General features: G+C 27.5%; 14 protein-coding genes. 2 read left to right on the top strand and 12 right to left on the bottom strand.

The window, feature by feature from the left end; genetic code table 11:
• Positions 1-15: 15 nt before the first annotated feature.
• The 8 genes from LQE93_RS03495 to LQE93_RS03460 form a co-directional block, all read right to left on the bottom strand.
• Positions 16-741: an MBL fold metallo-hydrolase gene (locus tag LQE93_RS03495; RefSeq protein ID WP_231072009.1), complete on the bottom strand. Its 726-nt coding sequence runs from the start codon at positions 739-741 to the stop codon at positions 16-18.
• A gap of 143 nt (positions 742-884) precedes the next feature.
• Positions 885-1880 (bottom strand): alpha/beta hydrolase, encoded by a 996-nt coding sequence (locus tag LQE93_RS03490; protein WP_231072007.1) that lies wholly within the window; start codon positions 1878-1880, stop codon positions 885-887.
• 194 nt (positions 1881-2074) lie between these two features.
• Entirely contained in the window at positions 2075-4336 is a 2262-nt protein-coding gene (locus LQE93_RS03485; protein ID WP_231072006.1) for a glycogen/starch/alpha-glucan phosphorylase, read from the bottom strand.
• Positions 4337-4630: 294 nt separating this feature from the next.
• The gene (locus LQE93_RS03480; protein WP_231072004.1) at positions 4631-5809 is read right to left on the bottom strand and encodes a hypothetical protein; all 1179 of its coding nucleotides are present in this window, start codon (positions 5807-5809) and stop codon (positions 4631-4633) included.
• 156 nt (positions 5810-5965) lie between these two features.
• Complete coding sequence (locus LQE93_RS03475) at positions 5966-7084, bottom strand: anaerobic sulfatase maturase (RefSeq protein WP_055264256.1); 1119 nt, start codon at positions 7082-7084, stop codon at positions 5966-5968.
• A 34-nt stretch (positions 7085-7118) separates the two neighbouring features.
• Entirely contained in the window at positions 7119-8051 is a 933-nt protein-coding gene (locus LQE93_RS03470) for a coiled-coil domain-containing protein (protein ID WP_231072002.1), read from the bottom strand.
• Positions 8052-8115: 64 nt separating this feature from the next.
• Positions 8116-8568 carry a metallophosphoesterase family protein gene (locus LQE93_RS03465; RefSeq protein WP_231072000.1) on the bottom strand — a complete coding sequence of 151 codons (453 nt, stop codon included), beginning with the start codon at positions 8566-8568 and terminating at the stop codon, positions 8116-8118.
• 397 nt (positions 8569-8965) lie between these two features.
• Positions 8966-9754 (bottom strand): YdcF family protein, encoded by a 789-nt coding sequence (locus tag LQE93_RS03460; protein WP_231071999.1) that lies wholly within the window; start codon positions 9752-9754, stop codon positions 8966-8968.
• Positions 9755-10082: 328 nt separating this feature from the next.
• On the opposite strand from LQE93_RS03460, the gene LQE93_RS03455 reads away from it, so the two are divergent.
• Together LQE93_RS03455 and LQE93_RS03450 are read left to right on the top strand one after the other, a co-directional pair.
• Complete coding sequence (locus tag LQE93_RS03455; RefSeq protein ID WP_231071997.1) at positions 10083-10628, top strand: NADH peroxidase; 546 nt, start codon at positions 10083-10085, stop codon at positions 10626-10628.
• 17 nt (positions 10629-10645) lie between these two features.
• The gene (locus LQE93_RS03450; protein ID WP_055264244.1) at positions 10646-10963 is read left to right on the top strand and encodes a DUF1540 domain-containing protein; all 318 of its coding nucleotides are present in this window, start codon (positions 10646-10648) and stop codon (positions 10961-10963) included.
• 235 nt (positions 10964-11198) lie between these two features.
• On the opposite strand, the gene LQE93_RS03445 is transcribed toward LQE93_RS03450, so the two are convergent.
• From LQE93_RS03445 to pulA, 4 genes are all read right to left on the bottom strand, one after another.
• Positions 11199-11990 (bottom strand): ABC transporter permease, encoded by a 792-nt coding sequence (locus tag LQE93_RS03445; RefSeq protein ID WP_231071995.1) that lies wholly within the window; start codon positions 11988-11990, stop codon positions 11199-11201.
• Positions 11991-11993: 3 nt separating this feature from the next.
• Positions 11994-12812 carry an ABC transporter permease gene (locus LQE93_RS03440; protein WP_231071993.1) on the bottom strand — a complete coding sequence of 273 codons (819 nt, stop codon included), beginning with the start codon at positions 12810-12812 and terminating at the stop codon, positions 11994-11996.
• A 2-nt stretch (positions 12813-12814) separates the two neighbouring features.
• Entirely contained in the window at positions 12815-13810 is a 996-nt protein-coding gene (locus LQE93_RS03435; protein ID WP_231071992.1) for an ABC transporter ATP-binding protein, read from the bottom strand.
• A gap of 154 nt (positions 13811-13964) precedes the next feature.
• On the bottom strand, positions 13965-17165 hold the full coding sequence (pulA, locus tag LQE93_RS03430; protein WP_231071990.1) for a type I pullulanase: 3201 nt from the start codon (positions 17163-17165) through the stop codon (positions 13965-13967).
• Positions 17166-17193 lie beyond the last annotated feature (28 nt).

Genomic DNA, 17193 nt, shown 5'->3' with positions numbered 1-17193 from the left:
TTATCACCTCAAACTTTATACCTCTATACAAGAATCATATCTTGCTAGTATAACTTCTCCATTAAAAAATTGTTTTGCTTCATCTGTCATCTTTTCAATATCCCCATAGTGTGGTAAATGAGTTAAAATAAGCGTATCTACTCCACTTTTTTCTGCTACTATAGCAGCTTCTCCACCAGTCATATGTCCTGATAAATTTCCCCTTTCATACTCATAACAAGAAGATTCTGCTATTAATAAACTTGCCCCTTCACAAAATATAGGTAGTTCATCATAATATCCTGTATCTCCTGTATAAACTAAACATTCTCCGTCTTCATTAGTTACTTTTATACTATAAGCTTCTATTCCATGCTTATTTAATATTGTTTCAAAAGTTAAGCTCCCTATAGTAAAGTTTTCTTTTCCTTTAAAACTTTTACCTACACAAAAATTCTTATAAGTTAACATCTGCTCTTTGCCTGGTCCATATATTATAACAGAGTTTTCTCTCTTTTTCTCAAATGTATCTAGCATTGTAGCAAATTGCATACACTCTAAATCTGCATAATGATCAGCATGATAATGACTTATTACTATTCCATCTAGTTCTCTTAATTCAATATGATTTTGAAGTCTAGATATTGCTCCACTTCCACAGTCTAAAAGCACCTTAGTATCCTTATCTTCTACTAAATATGCTGAAGTAGCTCCATTAACTCTTGGATAAGCTCCATCACACCCTATTATTGTAACTTTCATAATTTATCCTCCTTAAACTCATCTTTAAATCTATTATTTTACTGTACATCATATTAAATACTATTTAAATAGTATATTAATAAAAATACTATTGATAATGAATTTATTTTTATCTTTTGTTCTATTAATATCTAAATTTTTCTTCAATTTTTTTCTACTCTTTGATTTATGAAATATACAACTTTCTCTAAAGTTCTTAAAGCTTCATTGGTCCATAACATAAATTGATATTGATGCACTAACCTTTTATCTTTAAAGAAAACTGATGTACACTGAACGCCTTTATCTTTTAATATCTTTACCATCTCCTTAGATTGAGATTCTAACTTATCCATATCTCCTGCTGTTATAAATGTTGGTGGATAATCTTCTGTAATATGATGTATCGTTGATATCTCATCTAACCTCTTATAAGTTTCAAAATTCTTTTCTCCTGTATAAGCCCAAAGATATTCTTTTATACCTGGAAATCCTGTTTCTGAAACATTTCTCATATTATATAACCCACAAAATAATATTACTCCCTTTAGCTCTTTCTTATCTAACACAGGCTTTATTCCCATAATATTTGCTAATTCTTTATTAGTCTGTATTGCAGCTATCTGGCTCGCTATCTGTGCTCCTGCTGAACCTCCAGCAATAAATATATTATTATCATCAATATTAAATCTTTCTTTATTATCTTTTAAGTAAGTTATAGCTTTGCTTACTTGAATTATAGGTGTTGGATATACATGTTCTGGTGCAAAAGCATAATCTACATTGGCAACAATATATCCATAGCTAGATAGAGTTCTTGCATATGCAGCTGTTGCCTCCTTACTTCCACCTATAAAACCACCTCCATGAAGCAATATTATTAACGGCTTCTTTTTATTTGAATTGTCTAAAGGCATATTTATATCCATTATTCCATTTTCTATATTTGAACCATAATCAATATCCTTTTTGGCAGTAGTCAGTTTTTTTATATCATCATAATTTTTAGGTCCTGGGTATATGCCGTTAAAAAGCAATCTAATAAACTTAGATGCTGGCTTCACTGTAATTTTATTTACAGCTGCAATTGTAGTTATTGTTCCAACTACCGCTAATGCTGGTATTAATAGTGATTTCCTATTTTCTAATTTCTCTTTCAAAATTATCACCTCAATAAAAATAAACTATTTATCTCATTTAAATTGCTTTCTAATCTATTAATTTTACTATTTAATATACTTATATAGAATTTATTTTTTAATTGTTATAGTTCAATTAACACTTTCTAAACAGCAAAGAAACCATTGCATATATAGCAATGGCCTCTTTTATTTATATAAGGTATAAGTTAGGGCTATTTTAATTTCCATATTTCTTCGTTATATTGAGCAATTGTTCTATCTGATGAGAAGAATCCTGCTTTGCTTATGTTTATTAAAACTTTCTTCATCCAAGAGTCCCTATCCTCAAAATCCTTGAACATTCTATCCTTAGTCTTTATATAATCTTCAATATCTATTAAAGTCATAAACCAATCTTTATTTATTAATTCATTATATAATCTAGTTAAATTTACTTTATCTCCAACTTGAAGCATCTTATCACTTACTATGAAATCAACTAATTCTTTAATTCCTTCTTTTTCATAGTATTTTCTTGAAACATAATCTGCTTTTTTATAATGTTCAATTATAGTGGCACTTGACTTACCAAAAATATAAATATTGTCATCCCCAACTAATTTGTGAATTTCAACATTTGCTCCATCTTCAGTTCCTAAAGTTAAAGCACCATTAAGCATAAATTTCATATTCCCTGTTCCTGATGCTTCTTTAGATGCAAGTGATATTTGTTCTGATACATCACAAGCAGGTATTAACTTAGAAGCTTTAGTTACATTATAGTTTTCTACCATAACAACTCTTAAATACTTATTAACTTCTGGATCATTATTAATAATCTCTTGTAAGCAAAGTATTGTATGAATTATATCCTGTGCAATAATATATGCTGGTGCAGCCTTAGCTCCAAATATCATTGTTATAGGGGTTGTTGGTAACTTTCCTGACTTAATTTCTAAATATTTATTAATGATGTATAATACATTCATTTGTTGTCTCTTATACTCATGAAGTCTCTTAATTTGAATATCAAATATAGAATTTTCATCAATATCAATATTTTGAGTTTCCTTTAGATAGTTCTTTAACTCAATCTTATTATTTCTCTTTATAGATTCTAATTTAGAATATACATCTTTATTATCTATATATTTAAGTAAATCCTCAAGCTTAGTTGCATCCTTCTTGAAGTCATCACCAATAAGTTCAGTTATATAATTTGATAACTCATTGTTACAGTGAATTAACCATCTTCTAAAAGTTATACCATTTGTCTTATTATTAAACTTTTCTGGATAAATCTTATAGAATGGATTTAATTCTTCATCTTTTAATATCTCAGTATGAAGAGCTGCAACCCCATTTACGCTAAATCCATAGTGTATATCCATATGTGCCATATGAACTCTATCATTTTTATCTATTATATATACTTTTTCATCATCATATTTTGATTTAACTCTATTATCTAATTCTCTAATAATAGGCATTAATTGTGGTACAACTTTTTCTAAGTATGCTATTGGCCACTTTTCTAATGCTTCTGCTAAAATTGTATGATTAGTATATGCACAAGTCTTGGTAACGATACCGATTGCTTCATCAATTTCTATACCCTTTTCTCCTAATAAACGAATTAATTCAGGAATAACCATTGAAGGGTGAGTATCATTTATTTGAACAACTACATGTTCATTTAGCTTATGTAAGTCATATCCATTTTCTTCTGCTTCTAAAAGAATTAATTGAGCAGCATTGCTTACCATAAAGTATTGTTGATATATTCTTAATAAATGTCCAGCTTCATCACTATCATCTGGATATAAGAATAATGTTAAGTTCTTTTTAATATCCTCTTTATCAAAATTAATGCCATCTTCTACAATAGTTTCATCTATAGAGTCTATGTCAAATAATCTTAGTTTATTACAAGGTTGATTATATCCTGTAACATCTATATCATATAAGCTTGAAGTAACTTTAAATCCTCCAAATAATACATCAAATTTAATATCTGATTTATTTAACCAACTTTCTTTAGTTATCCATGGATTCTTTTCAGCTTTTTGTTTATTTTTTTCAAAAACTTGTTTAAATAAACCATAATGATAATTTAATCCTATTCCATCACCATTTAAACCTAATGTAGCAATAGAATCTAAGAAACAAGCTGCTAATCTTCCAAGACCGCCATTTCCTAATGATGGCTCTAACTCAATTTCCTCTATTTGAGATAAATCTTTACCATTTTCTAAAAGAACCTCTTTAACCTCATCATAAAGTCCTAAATTAATTAGATTATTTGATAATAACTTACCAATTAAAAACTCTGCTGATATATAATATAACTTTTTATTCCCTTTATTTGTTCCCTTATTTTTAATAATACCCTTAGTTAACTCTAATAGTGCTAAATATACTTCTTCGTCAGTCGCAGTAGCAATTGTTTTTTCAAATCTTTTCTTTAAAATTTCATTTAAATTTTCCTTAATCATTTTAATCTTTCCTCCCAATTTAAATACATATTAAATTGCATATTATGTAAGTTCTGTATAAACATTATGTAATTGTTTTCTGATACTTTATATTTATATAATACCAATTTTTTAAAATTTCAAATGTATATTTTTATTTTTTTTTGTACATTCTTATTTCAACTTTTGCTATATATAAAAAATTATGCTTAATTTTCAGAAAAATTCATAAATAAAAAAAGCAAAGAGTATTTTCTTATTTTAACCTCTTTGCTTTTAACTATATATAACCTAATCTTTCATTAATTCTCTCTTCTAATCATGAATATGATATAAGATATTATCTTTCTTATTTTTATATTCTTCTATACAGGATTTTATATTTTTAGGCACTAAATCCTTAAAATTATTTCCTTTTATTATTTTTCGTTCCATAATAATTTTTTCTCCAAACCTTGTTAGGTTATGTCCTAATTCCATAGTAAATATAATTGATAATCTTTCTATAGGATTATCTGTATAACTTACAAAATCTACAAAAATCTTTGTTAGAAACAATTCGTCATAAATTGGATTTATTATTCCTAAGTAATATCCTAAAATACAAGTTAAATAAGTATCTAAATATATTCCTGCTTCTCGTCTAATAAACCAATAACCTATCTCATCACTTAATACTTTTTCTGTAATATTATAAATTGTTTTTTCATCAACTTTTAGAGAATCTGATATACATTTTGAATGCTCCATAGTTTCTTTTAAAGATGGCTTCATCATTTGAAAAAACTTTTCTTCAGTGACACCATTATCTAAAATATCAAATATAGTATTCGTATCATCAAATTCTATAATATCACTTATGCTTTCTCTCACTATATCTATACTACTATTAATTATAATCTTAATTTTTTCATCTATCTTTAAATTTATATAATTATCATAATCTTTTCCTATTTTATAACACCTACAACCTATTGATTTCATAGGTTGTAATATGCCTATATTTGTAGCTATATTTATAAGATATTCAATATAATAGTCACTTTGGATATTTAACCTATTTATTAATCTTTCTCCCTCATCAATAACATATTTATTTTCATCTCTTACTATAATCGTTGGTTTTAAAAAATCTATCAATTTCTCTAAATCCTTAATTACTGGACTATTATTACATGAATGATAATTGAATTTTCTATAAAACTTTAATCTCCCCTCACTATCTAAATCCACTTTAATATACGGCATAATACAATAATCTCCAGGATATATTTGTTGTGCTATATTATTTATTATATAACTTGGGGTTAGATATGTTCCCCCTCTTAATGGTGAATATAACCACCTCCTAAATATAACATCCCTATAATCAATTAGCATTTCCTTTTGTTTAAGAGTTGCATCATAATATGTATTTTTAAAATCCTTTTTAAATTCATCCATAAGAGACTTTATAATAGAATTTCTTCTTAATGTCTCTATAAGTTCTTTCATTTATCTACTCCTTTATATTAATATTATTTATTCATACTTAATTTTTAATATTTTAATTATTCCCTTAATTAAAAAAATATATCAAAAAAGAACCCGTAGGTTCTTAATATTACTTAAATATCTAGTTATCAAATTTTAACTACAAATTCTTAATTATCACATATTTCTTCTTAATTTATTTGCTACAATCTCAAACCTATCTAGAGTTTTTGAGAAAAATTCATAATGTGCTGAGCAATAATAATTCATATTATCCTGACTATTTTCTCTGTGTCGTCTACATCCACCTCTGCATATATTTTTAAATCTACAAATACTACACTTATTATTCTTATTTAAAGATTCTTTCATAAAATTGATAGTTTCATTCTTATGATGTATCTCATCAAAAGTCTCTTCTAAAATGTTTCCTATTGAATATTTTTCATATGTATAAAAATCACAAGGATACATTGATCCATCACTTTCAATTATATGTTGACATGAGCATATGCCTCTCATATCACAAGATTCATAATCTTGTCCTAAGAATAGAGATACTATATTATCAAAATATCTTATACTTACATAGTTACCTTCCATGATATCTTTATACCATAAATTAAATAAATTTAATAAAAACTTCGAATACTCTTCTACATTTAATGAATAACTATAAGTTTGTCCATTTTCTATTTCTAAAGGATCTAAGCAAGGAATAAATTGTAGATATTTAAAATCATTCTTTTTCAAAAATTTATAAACACTATCAATCTTCTTACATAATGCCGAAGTAACAACTATAAGAACATTGAAGTTAACATCGTATTTCTTTAAAATATTTATTCCTTTCATTACACTATTAAATGTATCTCTATTTAAAGGATCAATCCTATTTAAATTATGAATCTCCTTAGTTCCATCTAAAGAAACTCCAACTAAAAAGTTATTCTCTTTAAAAAACTTAGCAATTTCATCATTTATAAGAGTTCCATTAGTTTGAATGTGATAATTAAATTTTGTTCCATTATTAATTTCAGTAGTGCATTTAACTAGTTCTTTATAAAAATCTAGCCCTACTAATAAGGATTCTCCCCCTTGGAAACCTATATTACAATTACCTCCATCACAATAATCATCTACCTTACTTACTATTTGTCTTAATGTTTCTTTGCTCATAAAACCATAATCTTTTATATCACGCGCATCAGCTATTGAATGATAAAAGCAATATTTACACTTCAAGTTACATTTACTTGAAGATGGCTTTATCATTAAACTTATATTTCTTTTCATCAGTATTTACCTCTCACTTTGTTATTCTCTATCCTTAAATGTTTTCAATTATACTATCATAGTTTTTTCTTAAATTTGCTATCCTAGAATTTATACTTACCTTTTTACCATTTAAAGTACCTAATATATTTTCAACTCTACATATTAACCTTCTTACGTTATCTAAAGAACTATTAATCTTACTTTGTACTGAAAAGTCTGTAAATATATTGTCAAAAAATATATCAAAAGCTATTGTTGTAGATGAAAATGTTAGTCCCTCAAATTTAATATCTCCTAATTCTTTATTAAATCTACTTATCAAACTAGATACCCTTCTAAAATGTACTTCTGCATCATTTATCTTATTATGCTTCGCTATAGAAGAAAGCATATCTCCTCCAGCAATATCAAATATCCCCCAATTTTTTGCACTTTCTAATGAATTTTTAGCAGAGTTAGCTACTATTAATAAATCCTTTCCAACACTTATAGCCTCTTCTATTTCTTTTTTCTCTAATAAATTTTCATCTATTTCTGATTCTATCATTGCTAATTTACTTTTCTTTTCTTCATCACCATATAACTTTATTAATTCTAACTTTTTATTTAATAATACCTTATATTCATTTTCACAATATTTTAGAGTTTCAAGCCTAGATTTTACGCTTTCGATGTTTTCTTTTAATAACTCTAACTTTGAACTAAACTCGTCATACTTAATTTTAGCCATTATATATTCTTGTTGCTCTTTTTCTAACTTTTCACTCTTATTTTTCATAACAGTAGCTATTATGTTAGCAAAAGATAACTTTTCTAATTTCTCTACATCTTTATGTTCTTTTTTTAACTTTATCTCTAATTCATTTAATTCTTTCTTATCTTTATCAAATTGTAAATTTAAAGTTTCTAATTTTTTCTCTAATACATTTTTTAAAGCTATGTCTTCTTTAAGCTTAATTAATTTCTCATTTATCTCTTTTATCATATTCTCCCCCTTATTCCACTCTACTCTTCCATTATAGCACTTTATTGTAAATATATAGAACACTTTATCCTTCTATATCTATTTTACTTATATCAATTCTATCAATATTTATATCAACTATTGCCATTGTTAATGGTAATGAAAACCTCTTTCTTCCACAAGAACCTGGATTCAAATAAATTATGTTATCTATTCTCTCTTCACTATATTTATGAGAATGTCCATATATAACAAGATCTACTTCTCTTAATTCAGAAGGGATATCATCTTTTTTATGAACTACGTATATAAGAGTTTCATCCATCTCTATTTCCTTATAATAAGGCAACTTTATTCCCCAACTATCACCATCATTATTTCCTCTAACAACAAAAGTTCTTGCTATTTTATCTAATCTTTCAATTATCTCTTCTCCACCTACATCTCCAGCATGAATTATGTAATCACACCCCTCAAGATTTTTTATAACTTCATCCCTTAGTACTCCATGAGTATCTGATATAACTCCTAATCTCATATTTCTACTCCTATCTGTTATGTTTTTATCTGTATACTATTTATTATTAGCATTACTATTCTTTACTATGTTATTAGGACACATAGCATATTTTTAGACCAAAAAATATTTTACAGAAACAACTTATTAATTATTTTTACAAATCAATTCACAATGTAAATAATAAAATGAAGGTCATATTATACAACCTCCATTATTTCTTAGTATATTAAAAATCGGATTATTTATATTATCTTACATTTAATCTCATTCCTTCAACATTTATTACTTTTTTTGAAATTGCCCCATGAATACCTGTTACTGTATATCTGTTAACTCTAGAGATTTAGCCTTTCTCTTAAGTATATAAATGCAAATAAAAGATAACTCTATTAGTAAAGCGAATATAATCACCTTACTATCTCTTAAAAACAAAAGCTTTAATAACACCGAAAAATTCTCTAGTGTAAAATATAAAACTTGATGCAGCATGGGATGGTGCCGGATACCCTAAACATTCAAACCCTACTTGTTCTCCCAAATATTTAGCTCTAAACATGTGAAAGTTGTTTGATATTACTGTAACAGTAAAGTCTTCTTCTCCGGTTTCATCTTCTAATAATTTTTTAGTAAACAAGAAATTTTCATAAGTATTTGTAGATTTATCTTCACTTATGATTAAATTTTCATCTATACCTTTACTAACTAGATAATCCTTCATTGCTTTTGCTTCACTTATATCTTCATCCGGACCTTGTCCCCCTGAAACTATTATTTTTACATCTGGATAAAGTTTATTATACTCTACAGCAGTTTCTAGCCTGTATAAAAGTGAAGTACTTATTTTACTACCTCTAAGTCCAGCTCCCAATACCATAAGATAATCTGGTCTTTCCTTATCATAGTGATGTCCATTATAGATTATAATTCCTTCTATTATTATAAAGATAATCATACCTATAGAAAATAATACTGTTATGATTCTTCTTAAAATCTTAGGTATTCTTCCCCATATATTAATATTGAATTTTAGCTCTATAAATCCATATACAAAAAGTATCACTCCTAATAAGCCAAACATACTTGAAAAAGCAACAAATCCAGATATTAATCTTAAACCTATATAATAAATAATTAAAGCTAGTCCTACGGCAAGACATATCTTATATAACACCTTATTTTTTCTCATCCCTACATGTTTTTTCATAATATATCTCTACTCCTTTACTTTTTACATCTAATTCTTCTATATTACTGATACCATCTATCTCTACCAAAATATTCTTCTACTATCTCAAGTAACTAGCACTAGATTTCATCATACTTTAAAGTATCGCTTTTATTCTTCAGCATTTAACATTATATTAATTGTATGACATATGTATAATTTTGTAAACTTATTGTTATATAGTAAACACCTAATAATTTATATTCCCAATATAATAATATAAATAAATATTTCTTTCTTAATTAGCAAATAATACTACAGTTGAAACTTTTATTGTCTATAAAATAAATAAAGGGAGGAAAATTTAATGAAAAAGTATATTTGTACAGTCTGTGGTTATGTTCACGAAGGTGATACTCCACCTGAAGTATGTCCAATATGTAAGGCTCCAGCTAGTAAATTCGAAGAAATGAAAGGCGAATTACAATGGGCAGATGAGCATAGAGTTGGAATAGTTGAAGGTATTGACCCTGAAATTATAGAAGGGTTAAGAGCAAACTTTATGGGCGAATGTACAGAAGTTGGTATGTATCTTGCAATGGGAAGAGTTGCTGATAGAGAAGGATATCCTGAAGTTGCAGAAGCTTATAAGCGAATTGCTTACGAAGAAGCTGACCACGCTTCAAAATTTGCCGAAATTCTAGGAGAAGTTGTTGTAGCTGATACAAAATCTAATCTTAGTGCAAGAGTTGAAGCTGAATTTGGTGCTTGTGACGGAAAGAAAAAGCTTGCTGCTTTAGCTAAACAAAATAACTTAGATGCTATTCATGATACAGTCCATGAAATGTGTAAAGATGAAGCAAGACACGGAAGAGCATTTAAAGGATTACTTGATAGATATTTTTCTAAATAATAAAAGGAGTGTTTAATATGGCAGAAATAAATTGTTCAGTAAATAATTGTTCTCATAACAAATCTGGAGTATGCTACTCAAATAGAGTTAACATTGGTGGTTTAAACTCTTCTTGCTCTAAAGATACATGTTGTGGTTCTTTTTTAGATAAGAATCTTTATAGTGATTTAACTAATAATACAAATGCATCAGGTTCATGTGATGCTTTAATTTGTAAAGTTGAGAACTGTAAATATAATTGTAATAGTTTATGTGATTTACCTTGTATTAGCGTTGGTGGAGATGACGTTAAAATATATTCAGAAGCACATTGCCAAAGCTTTCAAGAAAAATAATTAGTTACCCTATGGCAAGATTAATAGGTTGCTCTGCAAAAGTGAAAAATTCACTACGTTAAAGAAAAAATTTGCTTAAATCAATAGTGAAAATTTTCTTACCTTCCACTTTGCACTGCAACCTTTCCCCTAACGTAGCAAATATTTATATTTCTGTATCAAATCTTGACTTATGTGCTGTAAAGTATATTTATCTTTGCCTCTAGGTAAATATTTCTCCTATGGAAGATACATCTTAACTTCCTGTACTTTCATATCTACTTATTCCTATTAGCCATATTCTATACGCTAGCAAAATAGAAATCATACTTATTAAAAATGTCATTATTACTCCTTGAAAAAAGCTGCCTCTTCCTAGCAAATATGCTCCGGGATAATATCCTGTAAATGCAAAAGGTATTATAAATGTTAATGTCGTTCTAATCCAACTTGGATATATATTAATTGGATATTTAACAAAACTACTTAATTGATATACCATGAACATATAACTTTGAGCGAATTTTACCCAAAAAGTAATTGATGTGACAGCAAGTTTAATAGCTGTATATATAACTGTGGCACAAAGAATCATGAATATTAAAGCAATTATCTTTCCAAATGTAACTTCAATAGAAAGTTTACTCCAAGATGTTATTAAAAGCATTGTACCTATAATTATTTCTCCAAATCCATCAGGTTGAAACTTTTCTACTATAACTTGAAAAAGTGGATTCAAAGGTCTTACTAAATATCTATCAAACTCACCTTGTGCTATAGTTTTCCAACTAAATATCCACAATTGATCTGTAAATACATGATCTATCCCCCTAGGTATCTGTGCAAACCCATATATAAATAATATTTCATAAAATGACCATCCACTTAAAGTAGGTATTGCACTAAATATAAGGCTTATAAATATTACACCTACAGATTGAACTAATATAAATCCAATAAGACCTAATATAAAATCTGCTCTATAAGCCATAAGTGTTTTTATATATTGTTGTAAGAATCTTATATATAATTTAAAATGTCTTTTCATAGCCTAACCTCCTACAACAGTTAAATTCTTTATCATAGATTTCCACATAGATTTTGCAATGATCATAAGTAAAACTATCCAAAATACTTGTATTCCTAATGATACTATAATTTCAGTATTACTAAGCTTTCCTAAATAAATCATCGTAGGAGTATAAATTACTGAACTAAATGGAAATAGTTTAACTATAGCTTGTGCCCATGATGGAAAAAATGCTATAGGAATTAATGTACCTGATAAAAGCTGAATAATAGCCTGAATAATTTGAGACATTCCCCACATATTTGTAATTTTAAAAGAAAATAATCCAAATATATAACTAAAATAAAAGCTTATAAGTATTCCTAATACAATACTTATAAAATATATAATAATATTTATTACATTTATATATCCAAAGTATCTATAAAATAAAAATGTTGTTAACATAAATGTAATTAAAAATATAACTATAAAATTATAAAATACATTTCCTAAACCTTGAAAAAACATCCTCTTCTCATAATTAATAGGTCTAACTAAATTAATTGCTATCGACCCATCTAAAACTTCCCTAGATATGTCCTGGCTTATATCTACAGAAGTCATTAAGCTAGTTAAGAATGTTATAAAAACATATATAATCATTTGATTTAAAGTAAATCCATTTATTACTGCTTCACTTGAGCTTCCATATATAGCTTTCCATAAGTAATAAGTTACAGCTAGCATAAGTAAGTCTCCAAACATAAAAATAATTACATTTGCCTTATAAGATATTAATTTTTGAAATGTATTTCTTGCAAAAGGTAAATATGTTCTAATTTCCTTTAATTTATTCATATTTACACCTCATTTCTATACATCTTCTTTACTATATCTTCAATACTAGTTTCTTTAACTATAAAATCAATAACCTTAGCTTCTTTCATAACCTCACTTATTATCTCTGCTGAAGATATTTTATTTTTATTAAATGTTATAGCTAATTTATTTTCTTTTATATCTAAATTAAAATCATCGTCTTTAACTATTTCTTTGAACTTTAAGTCATCTATAGAAATATCGCCTTTAATCTGAGCTTCTACTGTAGTTAAATATCCATACTTATCTTTAATTCCTTGAATCTCACCATCATAAATCTTTTTACCTTTATCAATTATAATTATCCTACTACATAACTCCTCAATATCATTTAAATCATGTGTAGTTAATATTATAGTAGTTCCGTATTTTTCATTTATCTCTTTTATAGCCTTTCTTACATTTTCCTTTACAACTACATCTAAGCCAATAGTAGGCTCGTCTAAATATATTATCTTTGGATTATGTATAAGCGCCGCTGCTAAATCTGCTCTCATTCTTTGTCCCAATGATAATGTTCTTACTGGATTTAAAAAAAACTCCTCTAATCCTAATAATTCCTTCAAGAAGTTCATTCGCTCTTCAAAATCTTCATCACTTACTTCATAAATATCTTTTAATAGAGTAAACGTCTCAGATATAGGCAAGTCCCACCACAATTGAGTCTTTTGGCCAAAAACTACTCCTATATTTTTAGCATTCTTTTCTCTATTTTCATAGGGTACTAACCCATTTACGGTAACGGTCCCAGATGTAGGTGTTAAAATTCCAGTCATCATTTTTATTGTAGTTGACTTCCCTGCTCCATTAGCACCTATATATCCAACTATTTCTCCTTCACCTATCTCAAAACTTATAGAATCTACTGCTAACTTTTCAGTATACTCCCTAGAAAAAAATGTTTTTATAGCTCCTTTAAATCCAGGATATTTTTTACTCATCCTAAACTCTTTAGTTAAACTTTCTACCTTTATCATAAATTCACCTCTTTCATCACTCTTCATTTCCAATTAATATTTTACCTTAATTTTACATCTGTTGAAATACTAATTTTATTCTGAATAATTTACTCACTAAAAAATATGCCTATGACATTCAGCACTTTGCCACAGGCATATCTTTTATTTGATATTATTTTTCTAATAATGCAATTCCACGTAATATAACAGCTGAGTATGATTTTATTAAAGGTATATTAGAATCAACTATCTTCTTAATAACTTCTACTCCAGCTAATTTACCATTAGCTATTATACTCCACTCTTTATCAACATCTAAAGATATCTCACTATTTACATCATAATTATCAATACTAGTTCCATTATAAATAATAATAAATTCTTCACTGTTATCTTCACTAGAAATTGAAGAAATTATGACTCCAGACTTATCATCATTATGAGCAAACTTTATACTTAGATTTTTCTTAACGTCTTCTGGTGATGTTATTTTGAATAAATCATATTGTTTTCTTATTTTTATTAACCCTTTATAATATTCAAAAACTTCGTTGTATTTAACTTTATCACTCCATTTAATACTATTAATAATATCTCCACTCTTATAACTATTATGGTCTCCTTGCTTAGTTCTAAGAAATTCTGCTCCTCCTTGAAAAAATGGTATTCCTTGAGCAGTGAATAATATTGAAGCTCCTAATAAATACTGTCTAACATTATAATTATCTAATATATTGTCTCCAATATTATCTCTATATTGTCCATATTGAGTATTATAATTTTGAGTTTTTTCAATTTGATCCCATAAAGTGTAATTATCATGCGCATCCATATAGTTTATACTTTCATCTGGATTATAAGTTATTGTATATATAGAACCTTTTAACCCTTCAACTATATTCCATGCTTTTATTGCATTATGCTGATCTCCATTTATAAATCCTCTCGAAGGAGAATTATCTCCTCTTATAGCATCTCTAAATGTATCATTAAATACTGAGAAATTTTCTTTCTTCTGAGAACCTTTATAAGTTCCATTCTTAACAGGAGAATCCCCACCTTTCCAAGGTTCTCCGTATATTAAAAAGTTCTTATCTATTCTTGAAGTTTTCCTTACAATCTCCTTAGTAGTCTTTATATCCATTAATTCCATTAAATCAAATCTTAACCCATCAACATGGTAATCTTTTATCCAATGACTACAAGAGTCTAAAATAAATTTTCTAACCATAGGTCTCTCTGTACATAATTCATTTCCACATCCTGAACCATTTGAGTATCTTCCCAAATAATCTGTTCTAAAATAATATCCAGGTACTATTTTATCCATATTTTCTGTACTCATCATATGGTTATAAACCATATCTAAAACTACTCGTATACCATTTTTGTGAAATCCTTGAACCATCTGTCTAAATTCTAAAATTCTCGTAATTGGATTGTATGGATCTGTACTGTAACTTCCTTCTGGGACATTATAATTTTTAGGATCATATCCCCAATTTCTATTGCCTTCAATATCTTTGAATCTCTCGTCTACAGAACCAAAATCATAAGTCGGAAGCAAATGAATATGAGTAATTCCTAATTCCTTTAAATGATCTATTCCTGTACTTACCTTCTTATTACTAACTTCATCTATATAAGAAGTTCCCTCTTCTACCAATCCTAAGTAAGTTCCTCTTAAATCATCACTTACTCCAGAAGTCTTATCTATTGTAAAATCTCTTACGTGAGCTTCATATATTATTGAATCAATCTTTTTATCGATATAAGGACTCTTATCTTCCTTCCATCCTAATGGCTTACAATCATTGCTATTAATATCTATTAAAACTCCCTTATCTCCATTAACACCTACTGCAAATGCATACGGATCAACAGCATAATTTATTTTATCTATAATCTCACCATCATTATTTATATCTCTAAAATATAGCTTATATAAATAATATTTACCTTGGTTTTTTTCTCTATCTATAGCGGCATAATGTGTTCCTGTTTTTTGATCATATGCCATTTCCTCTACAGTGCAATAATTCTGATTTAAATCATCATAATTATTGTATAAAGCTATTTCTACTTTATATGCTGTAGGTGCCCAAAGTCTTAAAACTATATCTTCCGTCAAAAATGAAACTCCAATTTCTTTCGAGTAATAATACTTATCTAAATAACTTCTCATCGTAACCTTACATGGATTATACATATTTGAAGGACTTACAACTACTAAGTCATTAGCATTTATATTCTTCGGTATATTAGTTAAAATTACTTCTCTTCCTCTTATTATAGTTGATACTCCCTCTATTTTTTCTCCATTTATATAAAGGTGAAAGTCAACACCTAGTAGAGGTTCTCTTGTTAAGTACGCTTTTATCTTCCTATCGTTATCAATAACCGCAAATTTTATTTTAGTTCCACAGGCCATAACAGCCTCCTTTAACGAATTATATGGGCTTGGTATTCCGTATAAAATATATAGGTTATTCTCTTTATTGCCGGTATTAAAGGTTGGACTTTGTTCTGCCCACTGGTTTACCCAGTTAGGACCCCATTGTTTTTTCCTTATTATGAAATTATGATACGGCATATATGCAGAATCTCCAAAATCTGTCTCTATATTAAAGTCTATTTCCTTTGAATCACATCCATCTTGAAATGCCCAACAATTCCATAAATAGCTCTCTCCAATATATTTATTATCATCAGTAAGAAAATGTACCAATGTTTGGTCAGGTAAACTCTTAGAAACAATAATTTTTTTTTCATTCTTATATTTATTATCAGAAGTTTGTGCAATTACAACTATTTCTGTTCCTTCTTCTACATCTTCTGAAACATATAAGTATGAATTTTCTAACTTCACCCCTTCTATCTCTTCTTTTAAATACCAATTAATATCTGGAAAAGATACTTTGTCATACAACTCAACTACTCTTCCTACTAGCTCTACTGGAGCTTTATAAGTTACAAACTTATTTGACGATAATATTTCTAAAAAATTCTCAACTCTATCCCAAGTAAACTTAAACCCATTTTTTCCACCATAGGGATTATCAACCCATATTTCATCGCCTTCTCTATCAACTAATATATATTTATATCTATACTGACCTTCTTCTAAACCATTTTCAAATTTTACATCCTTTATCATCTTTAGGGTGCCATCTTCAATATCAAGCTGCCAATTCAGTTTAAACTCTTCCAATTTTTCCCAATTATTAAAATCACCTACAATGTAAGCACATATAGCATTATCATATTTTGCTGTAAATCTTATAGTATTTGACATAGGGCTTAACTTTATCCCGTATCTACCGTGTTTATTTCCATCAACCTCAAATTTTTCAACATAATTCAGTATTTCCACTCAAACACCACCTTATTGTAATTTTCAT

Origin of the sequence: Clostridium sp. NSJ-145 (assembly GCF_021044725.1) — a bacterium.
Lineage (GTDB): Bacteria > Bacillota > Clostridia > Clostridiales > Clostridiaceae > Clostridium > Clostridium disporicum_B.
The sequence above is the reverse complement of the archived record's forward strand: the minus strand, read 5'-3'. Positions and strand labels throughout refer to the sequence as shown.

Excerpts from the sequence above, each read along its gene's own strand:
- LQE93_RS03495 (WP_231072009.1), bottom strand. The coding sequence starts at position 741 with ATGAAAGTTACAATAATAGGGTGTGATGGAGCTTATCCAAGAGTTAAT.
- LQE93_RS03485 (WP_231072006.1), bottom strand. The coding sequence starts at position 4,336 with ATGATTAAGGAAAATTTAAATGAAATTTTAAAGAAAAGATTTGAAAAA.
- LQE93_RS03480 (WP_231072004.1), bottom strand. The coding sequence starts at position 5,809 with ATGAAAGAACTTATAGAGACATTAAGAAGAAATTCTATTATAAAGTCT.
- LQE93_RS03475 (WP_055264256.1), bottom strand. The coding sequence starts at position 7,084 with ATGAAAAGAAATATAAGTTTAATGATAAAGCCATCTTCAAGTAAATGT.
- LQE93_RS03470 (WP_231072002.1), bottom strand. The coding sequence starts at position 8,051 with ATGATAAAAGAGATAAATGAGAAATTAATTAAGCTTAAAGAAGACATA.
- LQE93_RS03465 (WP_231072000.1), bottom strand. The coding sequence starts at position 8,568 with ATGAGATTAGGAGTTATATCAGATACTCATGGAGTACTAAGGGATGAA.
- LQE93_RS03460 (WP_231071999.1), bottom strand. The coding sequence starts at position 9,754 with ATGAAAAAACATGTAGGGATGAGAAAAAATAAGGTGTTATATAAGATA.
- LQE93_RS03455 (WP_231071997.1), top strand. The coding sequence starts at position 10,083 with ATGAAAAAGTATATTTGTACAGTCTGTGGTTATGTTCACGAAGGTGAT.
- LQE93_RS03450 (WP_055264244.1), top strand. The coding sequence starts at position 10,646 with ATGGCAGAAATAAATTGTTCAGTAAATAATTGTTCTCATAACAAATCT.
- LQE93_RS03445 (WP_231071995.1), bottom strand. The coding sequence starts at position 11,990 with ATGAAAAGACATTTTAAATTATATATAAGATTCTTACAACAATATATA.
- LQE93_RS03440 (WP_231071993.1), bottom strand. The coding sequence starts at position 12,812 with ATGAATAAATTAAAGGAAATTAGAACATATTTACCTTTTGCAAGAAAT.
- LQE93_RS03435 (WP_231071992.1), bottom strand. The coding sequence starts at position 13,810 with ATGATAAAGGTAGAAAGTTTAACTAAAGAGTTTAGGATGAGTAAAAAA.